This is a genomic window from Bradyrhizobium sp. UFLA01-814 (genome assembly GCF_046718885.1).
Taxonomy (GTDB): domain Bacteria; phylum Pseudomonadota; class Alphaproteobacteria; order Rhizobiales; family Xanthobacteraceae; genus Bradyrhizobium; species Bradyrhizobium elkanii.
Genome location: NZ_JAQOSR010000053.1, coordinates 33,719 through 48,430, shown reverse-complemented (window position 1 = coordinate 48,430; position 14,712 = coordinate 33,719). Strand labels below are relative to the sequence as shown.

11 protein-coding genes and 1 pseudogene are annotated in these 14,712 nt (G+C 59.7%); 6 read left to right on the top strand and 6 right to left on the bottom strand.

The features are described from left to right. Positions 1-476: 476 nt before the first annotated feature. Positions 477-3,260, bottom strand: coding sequence for a UPF0182 family protein (locus PMN64_RS18135; protein ID WP_411781615.1), 2,784 nt, complete (start codon positions 3,258-3,260; stop codon positions 477-479). A 525-nt stretch (positions 3,261-3,785) separates the two neighbouring features. On the opposite strand from PMN64_RS18135, the gene PMN64_RS18130 reads away from it, so the two are divergent. Genes PMN64_RS18130 through PMN64_RS18120 form a run of 3 tightly spaced genes read left to right on the top strand, consistent with a single transcriptional unit; the run spans position 3,786 to position 5,931 of the window. After that, positions 3,786-4,790, top strand: coding sequence for a class I SAM-dependent methyltransferase (locus PMN64_RS18130; protein WP_411781614.1), 1,005 nt, complete (start codon positions 3,786-3,788; stop codon positions 4,788-4,790). A gap of 44 nt (positions 4,791-4,834) precedes the next feature. After that, positions 4,835-5,524, top strand: a complete 690-nt coding sequence (locus PMN64_RS18125) for a glycosyltransferase family 2 protein (RefSeq protein ID WP_411781612.1) — start codon at positions 4,835-4,837, stop codon at positions 5,522-5,524. Beyond that, positions 5,521-5,931, top strand: a complete 411-nt coding sequence (locus PMN64_RS18120; RefSeq protein WP_411781611.1) for a DUF2304 family protein — start codon at positions 5,521-5,523, stop codon at positions 5,929-5,931. Before PMN64_RS18125 ends, PMN64_RS18120 begins: the two co-directional genes overlap by 4 nt. A gap of 31 nt (positions 5,932-5,962) precedes the next feature. Here the strand turns inward: PMN64_RS18120 and PMN64_RS18115 are convergent, their stop codons facing one another. Continuing rightward, positions 5,963-7,660: a hypothetical protein gene (locus PMN64_RS18115; protein WP_411781610.1), complete on the bottom strand. Its 1,698-nt coding sequence runs from the start codon at positions 7,658-7,660 to the stop codon at positions 5,963-5,965. Positions 7,661-8,060: 400 nt separating this feature from the next. On the opposite strand from PMN64_RS18115, the gene PMN64_RS18110 reads away from it, so the two are divergent. The 3 genes from PMN64_RS18110 to PMN64_RS18100 all read left to right on the top strand — a co-directional run bounded on the left by PMN64_RS18110 (position 8,061) and on the right by PMN64_RS18100 (position 9,115). Beyond that, complete coding sequence (locus PMN64_RS18110) at positions 8,061-8,345, top strand: hypothetical protein (RefSeq protein WP_411781609.1); 285 nt, start codon at positions 8,061-8,063, stop codon at positions 8,343-8,345. A gap of 234 nt (positions 8,346-8,579) precedes the next feature. After that, the gene (locus PMN64_RS18105; protein WP_411781608.1) at positions 8,580-8,756 is read left to right on the top strand and encodes a hypothetical protein; all 177 of its coding nucleotides are present in this window, start codon (positions 8,580-8,582) and stop codon (positions 8,754-8,756) included. Positions 8,757-8,764: 8 nt separating this feature from the next. After that, complete coding sequence (locus PMN64_RS18100; protein WP_411781607.1) at positions 8,765-9,115, top strand: hypothetical protein; 351 nt, start codon at positions 8,765-8,767, stop codon at positions 9,113-9,115. Positions 9,116-9,571: 456 nt separating this feature from the next. On the opposite strand, the gene tenA is transcribed toward PMN64_RS18100, so the two are convergent. From tenA to PMN64_RS18080, 4 genes and pseudogenes are all read right to left on the bottom strand, one after another. After that, positions 9,572-10,246, bottom strand: coding sequence for a thiaminase II (tenA, locus tag PMN64_RS18095; protein WP_411781606.1), 675 nt, complete (start codon positions 10,244-10,246; stop codon positions 9,572-9,574). 587 nt (positions 10,247-10,833) lie between these two features. Beyond that, a pseudogene (locus PMN64_RS18090) lies at positions 10,834-11,360 on the bottom strand (TenA family protein); the annotation flags it as partial. A gap of 235 nt (positions 11,361-11,595) precedes the next feature. Continuing rightward, positions 11,596-12,918 (bottom strand): DUF2235 domain-containing protein, encoded by a 1,323-nt coding sequence (locus PMN64_RS18085; protein ID WP_411781605.1) that lies wholly within the window; start codon positions 12,916-12,918, stop codon positions 11,596-11,598. 1,205 nt (positions 12,919-14,123) lie between these two features. Next, complete coding sequence (locus tag PMN64_RS18080; protein WP_411781604.1) at positions 14,124-14,366, bottom strand: hypothetical protein; 243 nt, start codon at positions 14,364-14,366, stop codon at positions 14,124-14,126. Positions 14,367-14,712 lie beyond the last annotated feature (346 nt).

Sequence of the window (14,712 nt, the reverse complement as noted above, 5' to 3'; positions counted from 1 at the left end):
AATACAGCAATACACCCATTCTGCGGAACCTCGTGCCCGCGCAACTGCTGATGGGCAAGAGCTCCTTCAACAGCGGCAATTCGCTGAGCGCCGGCCTGCCGAAATACGCCAGAAGCCGCATCAAGGCGATCGCCGACATGATGGAGCGGGAATGAGCAAATCGTGTGTGGCGACGAATGGACGCCGGTAGATGGACAAATCGCGTTTGCAGTCGACAGGCGTCTAAGAAACCCCGAAGAACTGGCAAAGTCACCGAGCCAAGGCGAGACTCCTGCCCACCACCGCTTGCAGGATCAGTCGATCGAGGGGCTGCCACTCCCAATCGGGGCTCCCATCGCAAAATATCGCGGAATATCGTGGATTTTGGCGCGCCACCCAGAACAAAACTGCGAACTCTTATGTGATTGAAATTGCAATGTAACCTTTAACAATACCCGGTTGAGGCGCGCGTCCACGCTCACAATTCCCCGGGGCCATTAGTGGCCGACGGAGCGCCGGTTCATTTCCTCCAGGGGCTCGCGCAGGGCATCGAACTGCGTGCCGAACCCTTTCCAGTCTCCGGCCTTCAATCGCTCTATCGCCTGGTTGTAGCGATCGAGCGCCTGCTGCGCCGGACTCGCCGCCCCGCCCGCACGGGACACCGTTTCCATTGCGTTTGAAACCTCCGGCACCGCACCGGGCTCTGCAAACAACGCGGCCAGCGCATCAGCGAGCGTCTCCTTCATCACGACATGCTCACCGTAGGCTGCGATCACGCGCTTCAGCTCCGGCAGATGTCCGTGCTCCGCTCGCAAATAGAGTGGCGATACATAAAGGATCGAGTTGTCGATCGGGATCACAAGCAAATTCGCGCCGCGGATCACGCGCGAGCCCATCTGGTTCCATAGCGTGAGCTGTTGCGAGATCTCGGTAGTCTGATTGATCCGCGCCTCGATCTGGAACGGCCCGTAGACGAGCTTTTCTTTGGGGAATTCATAGACGATCAGCTTGCCGTAGTCGGGCGCGTCGCAGCGCGCGGCGAGCCACGCGATCATGTTGTCGCGGCGGCTCGGCACCATGGGAAGCATCAGGAAAAACTCGGCCTGCGGCTCGCCGGGCAGCCGCATGATGATGTAATAGGGGGTCATCACCGAGGTGCCGTCGCCGCCCGGCTGTCGCGGAAACTGCCAGAAGTCCTCGCGGTTGTAGAAAATTTCGGCCTGCTCCATGTGGTAGGTCTGATACAGCCGCGCCTGAATCAGGAACAGATCCTCCGGATAGCGAATGTGCGTCTGCAAATCCGCCGGCATGGTCATGAACGGCTTGAACAGGCTCGGAAAGATGCGCTGGTAGGTCGCTGCAATGGGGTCGCGTGGGTCGATCAGATAAAAATCGACGGTCCCGTTATAGGCATCGACAACAATTTTCACCGAATTCCTGATGTAGTTGAGATCGAGCTCCGGCACGGGCTGCGCGGAGGGGAAATAGGAGCTCGTGGTGTAGGCATCCTGCATCCAGAACATCCGCCCGTTGCTGATGACCAGATAGGGATCATGATCGAGCCTGAGGAATGGAGCGATCGTGCGCACCCGTTCTGTAATATTGCGCCGGATCATGATCCGGCTGTCGGCCGTGATGTAGCTTGAAAGGACCAGGTTCGCGTCGTTGAAGTAGTAGGCGAACAGCGTTCTCCATCCCAATGCTCCAATCGGCATACCGCCAATGCCGTCATAGGCCGCGTAGGCGTTGTCTTTCCCTTTCGGATAATCGAACTCCGGGATGCTGGCCTTGACGATGACGTAGTCGTCGCTCTCTTCGCCGAAATAGATGCGCGGTTCGTCGATCTTGGGACCGCCGTCGGCAACGGGCGGAATATCGCGCAAATAGAAGAACGGCAGTCCTTCTGTGCTCTTTCGGGTGACTGGGCTCATCACCGCGCCGTTGCCGTGCGTAAACAGCACGTGGCGGTTGACCCAGGTCTGGGCGTTCGCCGGCAGCAGGGAGGCTCGCAGTTCGCGAGCCGAAAGCATCACGCTCTGGTAGGAGCCGTCGAGCCAATAGCGATCGACGTCAAGATCGTGGAATTTGTAGTAGGTACGGATCTCCTGCAGCTGCGCGTAGGTATTCGACAACGGCAGCCAGTCCCAGAGCCGGATGTTGTCGATGGTCGCCTTGTTCGCTTCCAGGGTCTTGAAGGTCAGCCTCTGTTCGGCGGCAAACGGCTTGGCTGCGATCCGGTCGAGATTGTAGGCCTGCCTGGTGAGCGCGATGTTGCGTTCGATGTAGGGCTTCTCCAGCTGCAACTCCGTCGGTTTGACGACGAAATGCCGGAACAGCGAAGGGACGAGGCTCGACAGCACGACAGAGCCGGCGCCGACGAGGATGACCCCGGCGGCAAGAAGCCGGTAGGTGCACGCCCACAAATTGGCCCATGCGATGAACGCCGCGATGATCGAAAGCCCGATCATCAGCCACAGAGCCGGCAGCCCCAGATGGACATCGGTGTAGCTCGCCCCGACCACGACACCATTGTCGCCGTAGAGCAGCAGATAGCGGTCGAGCCCATAGGACCAGGCCTTCACCGCGAACAGAAGGCCAACCAACGCCGAGCCATGCGCGATCACCGTCGGCGAGATTGATCGGTGGTGAAGATCGTATTCGATGTCGCCGCGCGCCCAATAGATCGCTCCGGCAAACAGCGCGCTCAGGACGATTGCGAGCAGCATCCAGTTCTTGATCGCCATATAGGCGGGTAGCGAAAAGAGATAGAAGCCGATGTCCTTGTTGTAGAGCGGATCCTCCGCGCCATAGGGCACGTGGTAGAGAAACTGCAGGAAGATACCCCAATTGCCGGCTTCGCCTGCGGCAACCAGCACGCCGAGCAAACCCGCACCGAGCGCGATAAACCGCGGCCGGATTAATTGATCGCGCAGTATTACCAACGGATCGGGCGGCGGCGTAACATCGGGCACCTTCCACGGGGCGGCTGCGATCTGTAGCGGCCGCTGGATGGCAAACCGCGCCGCCAGCGTTCCGTTCAGCCAGAGGAAAACGGTGGTCGCCGCCAAGACAACGAAAAAGACGATCGCCTTGGCGCCGATCGCCGTCAAGAAAACCTGCAGGTAGCCGATCGAGGAAAACCACAGCCAATCGACCAGGAAGTAGCTCGCGAGCGAGAGCAGGATCAGGCCAATCGTGATGACGACGGCCGCAACGATCAGCCTGACCACGCCACTTTGCCGTGGTACCTTCCGGCCGGGTCCGGTAATCCCGATCGTCATGGCTTGATCATAGCGGAAATGAGGGACGCTCGCCGCTTGATTCGTGGTCGGGATTGCCCCGCCAAGGCGCGATGAGTGCTCGAAGCTCCGTCACCGGGGCGCGAATGAGCACAAGGCGGCAACTGCTCAGGCGGCCGGCAAGATCAATCAGTCGTCGAGCAGGAAGGCGCTCGCGAATGGAGCCGTATCGTACAATGTCGTGGAATAGCGGATATTTGGTGCGCCCCCAGAACAAAGCTGCGAACTCTTATGTAATTGAGATTGCTGTATAATTTCAGAATCATTAAGTGCAGATGGAGTAAGGCGAGGGAGCCGGGAGCACGCCGTGCCCTCCTATCCGATCGGTCATGAAGAGGCTGGAGCTCACGGACGAGCAGCCCGCCAGCATCCTGGGCGACAACGCGCCCAAGCAGCTCGAGATCAGCCTCAGCTGACGTTGCGCCAGCGTGACGACGCTAGCGCCCGGTAGCTTCGGCGTCGTACCCTCGGGCGACCGCCGTCTCACCGTGCTGCACCGGCGAGAGTGTGGACCATCCTCGATCTATTTCGCAGCGGCCAGCCAGGCAGCCTGCGACCCCGTGGCGGTTCGCCGAGCGGAACAGTTCGGCGTCGGAAGCGTTTTTTCGCACGGAAGAAGCGCCATTGGAGGGGACGCAGGTGCTGATGCGAAACGACCGAGCTGCGCTGACGCTTGAGTGTCCCGCGTGCAGTCGGGCGACGCCGCATCGGTTGCTTTACACCAAGAACGGTTGCGACATCTTTCAATGTCGTGACTGCGGACTGGGACGCACCGAGGCATCGAACTTCGATCCCCTCGCCTATTACGACGATGGCTACTTTTCCGGCCATCAGTCCGACGGCTACGCCGACTATCGCGGCGCCGAGCCCGTGCTACGGCGCGAGTTCGCCCGCACGGTCGAATTCATCCAGCGCCGCAAGCCACAGGGCCGCCTGCTCGAGATCGGTTGCGCCTACGGCTTCTTTCTCGATGAAGCCCGCCGCGCCGGATTTGAGGTGAGCGGCATTGAGCCGGTGGAGGCGGCTGCCGCGCACGCTGGCGATCTCGGCTTGAACGTCGTCTGCGGCCTGCTGAGCGAAGCTACTCTCAAGTCGCTTGGCACCCTGGATGTCATCGTCCTGCTCGACGTCATCGAGCATCTGCCCGACCCGCAGGAAGCCCTCGCGCTGTTCGCGGACCATCTCCGGTCAGACGGAATCATCGTGCTGACGACCGGAGACTTCGGTTCCTTGGCGGCGCGGTCGACCGGCGCGCACTGGCGCCTGATGACGCCTCCGCAGCACCTGTGGTTCTTCAACCGCGACAGCATCGCGTCTCTGGCCCATTCGGTCGGCCTTCGCGTCGAGAGTTCCGATCACCCCTGGAAATTCGTGCCGCTCTCACTGATCGCCTTCCAGGTCGGTCGCATGCTCGACCGCAAGATCGCGGCCAGCCCGACCGGCAACCGGTTTGCAATTCCGGTGAACTTGTTCGACGCGATGCGCGTGGTCTTGAGCAAGGCGTCCCCATGATACGAGCCCTCCCACGGGTTGTTCTTGTTGCGGATGGATGAGACATGACCGGCCGGATTCGCAATCCTTGGGTCGTTGTCGCGGCGTACAATGAAGCGCCGGTGGTCGGCAGCGTCGTGTCCGGCATTCGCCGCGCCGGATACACCGTCGTCGTGGTCGATGATGGCTCCGGCGACCGCACCGGCGACGTCGCGTCGCTCGCAGGCGCGGTCGTCGTCCGGCATCCGATCAACCTCGGACAGGGCGCCGCGCTGCAGACCGGCATCGACTACGCCCTCGAGCAGCGTGCGGATGCGCTTGTCACGTTCGACGCCGACGGCCAGCATTCCCCCGCGGCCATCGCGGCGCTGCTCGCGGCGATCGAGCAGCCCGGCATCGATTTCGCGCTCGGCAGCCGCTTTCTCACCGGCGCGACCGCAAATCTGCCGATGGCGCGCCGCATCCTGCTCAGCGTCGCGCTCTGGTTCACGCGCGCAAGCACCGGACTGCCGGTCACCGATACCCACAATGGTCTACGGGCGATGACCTCGCGCGGCGCCCGCGCGATCTCCTTGCGACAGAACCGAATGGCGCACGCGTCCGAGATCCTGCACCAGATCGCGCTGAGCCGCCTGCGCATTGTCGAAGTGCCGGTGAATATCGAGTACAGCGCCTATTCGCTCGGCAAGGGTCAACGCATCACCGATGCGCTGACCATCCTGATCGATCTGTTTGCGCGGAGGCTCTACCGATGATCGCGCAGCTGTTGCTGACGGCCCTTCTGACGTTGGTTCTGGTCTACGCCTGGTCTGCGCATCGGACAGTGCCGATCATCGGCCTGCTCGCGAGCGGCGCGGCGCTCGCCGGCCTCTACTTCGTCTGGATGCAAGAGCACGCCACAGCACTTGCGGCCCTCGTGGGAATCGGGCGCGGCTCCGACCTCATCGTCTATATCTGGGTCGTGATCAGCCTGCTCATCATGCTCAACTTGCATCTCAAGCTGCGGCTCCAGCTCGACATGATCACGCGGCTGGCGCGCGCCGTGGCGATCGATCGCGCCAAGGAGAGCCGGCGTGAGGCAGTCCTCCCGCGAAAACGTCGCCCGGTCATGTTGGGCCGAAAGGCTGCGGCGCCCCCGATTGAATCGCAGGCGAAGAAGTAGATGCCATTGCCAAGTCGCGCCTGACTTGGCGTCACTCGCCGAGCCCGCGACGATTCGCGTAGATCTTGGCGAACGGGCGACCGAATCGCGTGACCTCATCAACCGGTACGGCCGTCGTGCCGTCGGCACAAGGCCAGCGCTCTGTGGCGATCAGGTAGTCGGCCTCTTCCGGATGCGTTTCTGCAATCCAGTTGCGACGGAACATCACGCCCGCCAGTTGCTCGCGCCAGGCCAGGCAGATCAGCACGCGCGGCGGATCGCCCGCGAACCGGCCTTCGGCGTCAATTCGATCCTCGAGGCGGCGCAGTGCCTCGGGAGCCGCCATGCTCCAATAATCGAGGTCGAAGCGGCCGTAAGCGCCGGCAACGCCGCCTGCCAGACTGTTCATCGCGATATATTCGAGCGGATGCAGGATGATGAGCGTCGCCACGATGGCGGCCGTGTGCGCGACCCCGAGGGCCGCGGGCACAATCGGGAGGCGTCGGAAGAAGGGCAAGAGGCTCGCAAGCCCGCGCGCGGCCACGATGGCGAGCATTGGGATCACGAACAATACATGGCGGACACCGTCATAGAGCGTCGAGCCCTGCAGGATGAGCACCGCGATCGGCCCGAACGCCGCCACACCGACGACCAGCACCGCGCGCGATCCTGCGAGCTCGGCCGCGACTTGTCGCAGTCCCACGATGCCGGACCGGCGCAGGGCGCCGAGGGTGGCGCAGGTCCACGACCCTGCAGCACCGATCCAGACCGCCATGCCCAGCAACAGCAACGCCAAAAAGCCCTCCGGCAGACGCGCCAGGAGCTGTCCGGGGATGTACGAGGCGGGTACGTTATCGGTGAACGTGAGCCGGCCCCAGTTCTGGAATTCGAACGAGGTGTCGAGCGTACCAAAGTGCCTATAAGCCTCAAGGAATTGTATGAGCGGATTTCCAATCTGCAACCACGGCCAGAGCGCAATCGCCGTCAGCCAGGCGATGAGGATGACAAGCAACATATGCAAGGCGATCTGGCGCAATTGGCCATAGCCTGCGCGGCCATGGCGCAGCAGCGCCTCGAGCGCGCACAGGCTCATGCCGCCGACGAGGTAGGCGTGCGTAATCACCCCGCCGGTGCGCGTCGCGATAGCGAGGCCAGTGGCAAGGCCGGTCGCAAGGGTCAGAGGCCAGCTCGGCACCTCCTGCCGCACCATCAGGACGATCGCGAGCGTCGACCAGCTCATGGCGAACAGGAACGGCACGTCGATCGGGGCGAAGAACAGGTTGCCGTACAGGTAGCCGGTCAGCAGGCACAGGGTGAGTGCCGTCAATCCAGCCCAGTATCCGACCGTGAGTCGTGCCATCGGCACGACGGCGGCGAGCCCAGCGAGGCCCAACAGGAAGGTCATTGCGTGCCGGACCGTGATCGGGCTCGCGAGCTCAAGCGACTGCACGGCCGCGACAAGCATCTGAAACCACGGTCCATACATCCACAGATACTCTTCGACCGCCTCAAACTGAGACCGGTCCGCAAAGGCGCTCGTGTACCAGGCAAGCGCCTTGGGGCCGTACTCGTCGGTGTTGAATTCGTCGGTGGACAGCCCGTAATCCGCGGCGGTCGCAAGCCCGATGACCAAGGCCACGCCCAGCACCAGGAGCACGACCGGTGTCTCAGCATGGCGAGCAGCAAATGCGAGGCCGAGTTTCGGCCTCGCAAATCCAGAGCTGTCGTCATCCACCCGTTCAAGCGCCATGCTTTGCCCTGCGATCGAGCGGCTGCGCGAGGAGTTCAAGCGCCGGATCAAGACGTAAACGGCCTACCCTGCCGCCTACATCACATCGGGTGACGCCTCGCTCAACTGCTTAGTCGCGAGCGAACCGCCAGCGCGCCTCAAGTGTTGTCCTCGGGCTTCGATAACACGCCTAAAGGGAACTTTGTTCCGAAGGTTCAAATCAGCTCGCGGGCCGTTTCCGCGGTGAGCAAGCGACATAGCGCTACCTGACGGGGGCGGCATCGTAGAATGTCGCAGAACATCGCGGAATGTCGCAGCATGGCGCGCCACTCCGAACAAAACCGCGAACTCTTATGTAATTGAAATTGCTATATAAATTAACGGAAGCGCTGAGCACATAAAATCGAAATCAGCGCCGCGCATGCAAATGCAAGCTACTTGTTCCGATTACACACCAACTCCCATGGTGTTTCTGGATTTCTGGCATCCGGCAAAATCCGACGGCTCAACGCCGGCGCCGCTCGATCGTTTGCGAAAGCCGGTTTATCCGCTGATCGAGAGCCTCGCAAAGAACCACTTCGAAAGTGCATTGCTCCTGTCTGATGATCCCGCCGAGATCGCTGCGTTTCTCCTGCGATCGGGCGTCGAACTGACAGGCGCACCGCGCGCAAGCTTCGCAGGGGCGCGGCTCTTCGCCTCGTTCTGACGCACGGCAATTTGAAACCAACTGAAAATCGAGCTAGGCGCACGATTTCAGTGGCGGTGACGTCCATCGCGAGCCTCTGGCGGCGCGTTGCCTAATTTCGCGACCGGAGCACCCAATCCAGAGCGACAGCTCCGCATTGAAATAAAATTTGATGGGATAAGTCTAAAAGACGACTTGATCTTTTATCCTTCTTTGAAATTGCGACGTTCCAACCATTCGAATGGGTAAGAAGTGATGACCGATCAACAGTTGGCTCTTCAGGCCGTCAGCGAAGCCCAATGCATACTGAACGAATACCTTCAGCCCCGCCCCCACGACAATGAGCGCATCCTCGACAGGTTGGTGGAGGTTCTTGAGCGGCCCGATTTGATAGTTGCAGTGAGCCGGTTGCAGCAACGAAGTAGTCTCTGAGTGCTCAGATGACGAAACAATTTCCATTAATTCCTTTGGCCGCTTGCATCGCTACATTCTTGTTAGTGGGAACGCCAACTGCGCAGGCGAAACAACAATGCAGTGCCGCGATGCCACCAAATCGGCACGAGTATTGGTCTTGGCGCCTCATCGACGGACGAAAATGCTGGTACGAAGGCAAGCCCATGCTTTCAAAATCATTATTGGAGTGGCCCGTGCAGGTTTCGACGCAGCCGCGTCCCACTCAAGAGCTTGCAAGCGCCCTCAAGCCTAGCGATCCGATAGATTCAGAAGAGTTGGCGCCGACGCACGGGAATACTTTCGATGCCCTGTGGCGCACCAGGGTTGAACAGCGGTAGACCTTGACCTTCAAATTATTCAAATTGAGCGAGGCCGAGTTTCTCGTCATTGCTAAGGCTATCGGCTTCGATCCTGCTTAAGTACGCCATGTACAGCCAGAACGAGCAGATTCACTGCGCAGCTTAGGGAGAGAAATCCGCGAACGCCCTTCGCGCCGATCACTATCGTACAAGATCGCAGCGTGGTTTGCTGCCCAGGGAGGGAATCATACGCAACCGCCGACACGACGAACCGCTGGTTGTCCTTAGCATGGTGGCGTGAGCACTTGGCACGGTGGCGGAGGTCCCGCCATGCCACTGTCGGAGAACAGCCTGGTTCGCGAAGCCCAGTTGTGAAAGTCCGCCAAGAGCGCCGTTCGTGAGCGATCTATCCCCGCGTAAAAGGGGTAGGTCAAAATCCCGGATAGGATTTGAACCTACGACCTTCAGGTTATGAGCCTGACGATTGCCGAACGGCTATTCGACACGCTGGCCCACGCGCCAGCCCATCTCCCAGAAATCTGCCTCCAGTCGGGTGGCTTCCTTGAAGATCGCAATCAGCTCTGCCTCGCGGGCCGGCGTGGCGTAGAGATCGGCGAGATGCTCCAAGTGCGCTCGCGCTTTCGCCGCGACCTCCTGGTATGGCGCGCCGGCGTACTCGGCGATCCAAGCGCGATAGGAGTTGGTCGCAGCTTCCGCATCGGGTCGCGAGGCGAGCCGCGTGGCGATCTCCGCGTACCCGATCACGCAGGGGGCAAGCGCCACCTTAAGTGCTAGCAGATCGCCGCGCATTCCAGCGTCGAGCACGTAGCGTGTGTAGGCCAGCATCTCGACCGCCGGGGGGGTTTGTTCAAGGTCGCTCGGAGATAGACCCCAACCGGCACAGAGCTTCACGTGAAGGTTCATCTCAACATCAAGGATGGCCGAGAGGCCGGCCGCTGCTTCACGCATGTCGGCAAGTTTGGGCGACTTATAGACTGAGAGCGCATAGGCGCGCGCAAACTCGATGAGGAACAGGTAGTCCTGAGCGAGGTAGTGACGAAACGCCGCTTCGGCGAGCGAGCCGTCTGCCAATCCGTTCGTGAAGGGATGCTCGGTGTAGGCCCGCCACTCAGCGGATGCTTCTGTCTTTAGACGCTCGAAGAAACTCACGATCTATTTCGCCTGGCTTGCTTTCCCATGAACCTCTTTGCTCGCTACCGATAGCGCGCGAACCGGGACGCTGACCTTGATAGGCCGCGGCGATCAGCCGGCAACGATGGCGTACGGCATTCGCTTGCCGTCGGTCGCCGGGACTGACTTGCGTGCTCACGATATCACCGACAGAACGCAATGCCCTACGTCTAAGTTTCGATTGCGGACGAGCCGCACCGGTTTCGCACCAGAAACAACCCGCACGAAGCGCGGCGAATGTAACGAATTCTACGAAAAGCGCAGGACAATCAATGGCGGCGGCCATTATCCCGCCGCTCATAACGGTCTGGTTGCAGGTTCGAGTCCTGCCGGGCCCACCAAGAGGATCAATAATAATAATAATATCTTACTGGGTCCTCGTTGCCCGTAGCGCCGCGGCCGCACCAGCAACCGCACCAGATACGTGCTCTTTTCGTTTCGTGCGCCGCAAATCCGCTCGATGGCGCCAGATCGACTTTGGCGGCGGTGAATGTAATAGTCGCCCACCCATCGGTTGGAGACGCTCCGACAGAGCCGCAGATTAAGAGCCTGATAATTGCCGAGGGCTATTCAACAGGCTGGCCCGCGCGCCAGCCCATTTCCCAGAAGTCCGCCTCGAGTCGGGTGGCTTCCTTGAAGATCGCAATCAGCTCTGCCTCGCGGGCCGGCGTGGCGTAGAGATTGGCAAGATGCTCCAGGTGCGCCCGTGCTTTCATCGCGACCTCCTGGTATGGCACGCCGGCGTACTCGGCGATCCAAACGCGATAGGGGTTTTTCGCAGCGTTCGCATCGGGGCGCGAGGCGAGCCGTGTTACGATCTCCGCGTAGCCGATCACGCAGGGGGCAAGTGCCACCTTGAGTGCGAGCAGATCGCCGCGCATTCCCGCGTCGAGCACGTAGCGTGTGTAGGCCAGCATCTCGATGGCGGGAGAGGTTTGCTCAAGGTCGCTCGCGGAAAGACCCCAACCGGCACAGAGCTTCACATGCAGGTTCATCTCGACGTCAAGAACAGCCGAGAGGCCAGCCGCCGCCTCGCGCATGTGTCGGCAAGTTTGGGCGACTTGTAGACCAAGAGCGCGTAAGCGCGAGCAAAAGATCAACGGCGCCGGCGAACTTTTGTGCCAATTTTGTGCCTACGACTACTTTGACAGAGTTGGTACCCGAAATTTTCGGCGACCATTAGACTAGCTCTTGGCTACGACGTTGGATCTCGGCCGAGGCGGCGACCACCTCCGCTCTATAGCTGAAGGCTGCCGTTGGTGCGCTCAGCCCGTAAAGTCGGCCTTGCGCGAGAAGTAAACTAGTTTTGGGGTCAGATTGGGCGAACCCTAGTTGTCGGGCACCGATATGCGAGGATCATCGGCCCGTACAGAAGTCCGCAGCTGAGTAGGGTCAACGTTTCTGCGCTGTGACCATTCGACGAGGTTCCGTGGACGGTATTTTGGGTCGGCGCGCCAACGTTGAAAGACACTGACGTCGATCGTCTCGTTGACATTGATGTGAGTGCCGTTATTGCGGACCTCGGGCTCTGGGCCGATAGGCCTGTAAAGGGCAGGCGTGACGAGCGCGTAGAACCCCTCGCCGAATGAGTGGTACGAATCCATGATCGGCGCTTTCAGGGCATCTCCATCGAGCGTGACTTCTGAACGGAACGTAAGCCCGTGCGATTCTGCCTTTTGCATCAACCAGCGCAGCGGAGCCTGATTGAGGAGATCGTCTTCATAACCGCCTCCAACATTGGCATGCGCACCCACGAACCATCGTTGTTCAACGGACGCAAGCGGCCGCATGGACGGGCCTTTACCGTCTTTGGTGTGATGAATAGTCCACAGTGTGGGAGCGAAGTCATTGCGGTGCTCATCGATAGCGAGTGCGTGGTACCCGTTTTGGATTGGCAGGAACAATCCTGTTTGCAAATAGTCAAATTGTGAGCGGCTAATGTGCGGAATATTCCCCGCGGCCAAACCAACCGATCCGACCGTATCCCAGACGCCGACCACCTTAACTTTGGCGGGTTGTGAATATTTAAGTAGGGAATGTTCCTCGGGTGTTAGCTTACTTGTGTCTCCCGATGCCTCTTTGTCCTTCAGGGTCCAGATGCTCTCTTCGTTGCCCTTCTGGTAGCGAGCAAACAGTTGACCAAGGCCGACGGGTGAGCCCGCTTTCAGAACACCTTCGAGCGCGACAAGCCCGGACAGACTTCTGGCGGTAAAGGCGCCGCGACTGAATCCGAAAATGAAGATTTCGTCGCCGTCATTATAGTTTTCGACAAGCCACTCGTAAGCAAGGCGGATATTTTCATCGAGCCCCTGGCCGAACACGCCGCCCAGAAAGCCATTCACCCCGATCTCGTAGTAGACCATCTGGGGTTTGCCATCTTTGCTTTTGGCTGCGCATAGGGCCCGCATGCGCCAAACGTTCGTGTTACTGTCTATGCTATTCCATGTGCCGTCGAGGAAGATCACGAGGCGCTTTTGTTGCTGTTCTGCGCCTGCAAAGTTTGGCTGACCGCCACTTTTCTCCGCAGGACGCACCCAGATCCAGCCGATGGCGGCGATAGCAAGCAGGACGGCGAGCCAGTGGGCTGCTTTCTCTATCCAGCGCCAGACTCTGGAGTGAAATATCCCGACAATCGCAGAGCGAATAGACACGACGTAACTCCGAGCTTCATTCAGCGCGCATCATGCGGTCAGATTTTATACTTTGTACTTAGGTAACGTTCCCGAACGCCAGCTGTGACAGCCAATCGCATCGAAATAGATCGGCCAGCGTTTACTTTTCGCGCGCTAATTTCTACGGCGGCGTCAAGATTAATAGCGAGCCAGCGACCTCATCGGTATGCTTCAAGGGATCACAAACGGTGTAGTCATGGGCAGTAGCCTTGAGGTGAAACTTCCCATCGAACATAACGGGAGCAAACGCCACGTCGACTGCGAATGAAAGCAACGGGATCGTAAGGGAAGCGCAGCGATTCCAGCGAGAGCTGGGGGCAGCTTTGGCGGGATATCCACATCATAATTCGCGCTGAAGTAGAACACTGATTCGCACTTCACATTGCCTGCTACTGCCTCGGACAAGGCACGAAGGCTGCCGCGACCTCACGGAAAAAACATGCCATTGATGTGATGGCCCGATCCCTCCGCTAAGCTCCTGGCCATCTCGGGAAGCTCGCGAAGTGATCGGCCGACATCGTCCATGGTGATCGGTTCTTCGGCGGATCGATGCGCCCTACGTTCGGCTTACCCAACAGCAAGAATGCTTGCCCACGGGCGTTCTTGGATTGCGCACGCGCCGCCGCGTTGAATGAGCGCATGATGGCTCATTAGGCAACGCCTCCCTTCTGGGCATCGGCATCGACCGTAACCCGCCAGCCCTCGATATCGACAAAGCTCTCGCGCCGCGGGAGTTCTACAAGCCGCAGCATCGACCAAAGTACTGTCCGCAAATATCTCAACGACAACGGCCGTCAACGTGGAGAGCCCTTCGAGACGGCAAGCCTTTCAAGCTGATTGTGAAGCGCATACCGATCAATGCGACTGCTTGAGAGGCGGTTATTTGTGCAGGATGGTCAGGATAGTCACTCCAGTCTGCACCAAGAACTTCCAGTTGCGGGCGACAAAACGGCGAACGTGAACCAAACTCTTTCGCATAGGCATAGGTCTCCTGTGGCGAGAAACGACACTCGCGGAGCGATTGACAAAGGTGCCTGAGGAGAGCGAGAACCTACGTTGTTCAGGCGGAGCGTCCTAGGGGATCTCCATCAGGCGTCGGGCGGTGCTTTCCAAGGGCACCGTCCGATTTCGTTCTAAACTAGGATTCGGGTGGTTCGACACGCCGATTCGGCTGGATGCAACGATTATACCCTGAAAAATGCAGGGCGGTTTTTGACCACTTGGAAAGTTGCTTTTTTGCCGATTACCGATTTTTGGTAAAATGCCAACGGCTTGCGCTGTGAATAAATCAACGAACAACGCCATTGACATTGAATAACTTTTTTTCCATCGAAACGACCATCGCGAACATCATCGCAATCATCATTGACGGCGAATCGCAAATCACCGCTCCATGGGCAAAACGGAGCCGCCATGAACCATTTCATCCGTGCTCGACCGCCCAGGCCGTTGGGCCACTGTGCGTGGACCGCCCTACACCGAGCCTGCGGCTAGGATTTATTGAGCGCCCGTCGGTCAGGATCTTAGCTCCGCTCCGTGCCTGCCCCGAGCCAATAGCTCGATTTCGAGTGGCGCAAAGCGGACGGACGACAACAAAGCAAAGGACCCCGGGGTGACCGGGGCCTTAAACTGGTGCAGCTCAGTTATTCCTCATCGAGGCGGGTGGCGGCCCCTGATGATGCCGGCATCATCATCGGCATATCGATGAGCAGCAGCATGCTGGTCATCATCATGGTGCCGCTGATGATCGGCGGCGCCGGATATGCCGGAGCC

Excerpts from the sequence above, each read along its gene's own strand:
- PMN64_RS18080 (WP_411781604.1), bottom strand. The coding sequence starts at position 14,366 with ATGAAATGGTTCATGGCGGCTCCGTTTTGCCCATGGAGCGGTGATTTG.
- PMN64_RS18115 (WP_411781610.1), bottom strand. The coding sequence starts at position 7,660 with ATGGCGCTTGAACGGGTGGATGACGACAGCTCTGGATTTGCGAGGCCG.
- PMN64_RS18105 (WP_411781608.1), top strand. The coding sequence starts at position 8,580 with ATGACCGATCAACAGTTGGCTCTTCAGGCCGTCAGCGAAGCCCAATGC.
- PMN64_RS18120 (WP_411781611.1), top strand. The coding sequence starts at position 5,521 with ATGATCGCGCAGCTGTTGCTGACGGCCCTTCTGACGTTGGTTCTGGTC.
- PMN64_RS18110 (WP_411781609.1), top strand. The coding sequence starts at position 8,061 with ATGCAAATGCAAGCTACTTGTTCCGATTACACACCAACTCCCATGGTG.
- PMN64_RS18125 (WP_411781612.1), top strand. The coding sequence starts at position 4,835 with ATGACCGGCCGGATTCGCAATCCTTGGGTCGTTGTCGCGGCGTACAAT.
- PMN64_RS18135 (WP_411781615.1), bottom strand. The coding sequence starts at position 3,260 with ATGACGATCGGGATTACCGGACCCGGCCGGAAGGTACCACGGCAAAGT.
- PMN64_RS18100 (WP_411781607.1), top strand. The coding sequence starts at position 8,765 with ATGACGAAACAATTTCCATTAATTCCTTTGGCCGCTTGCATCGCTACA.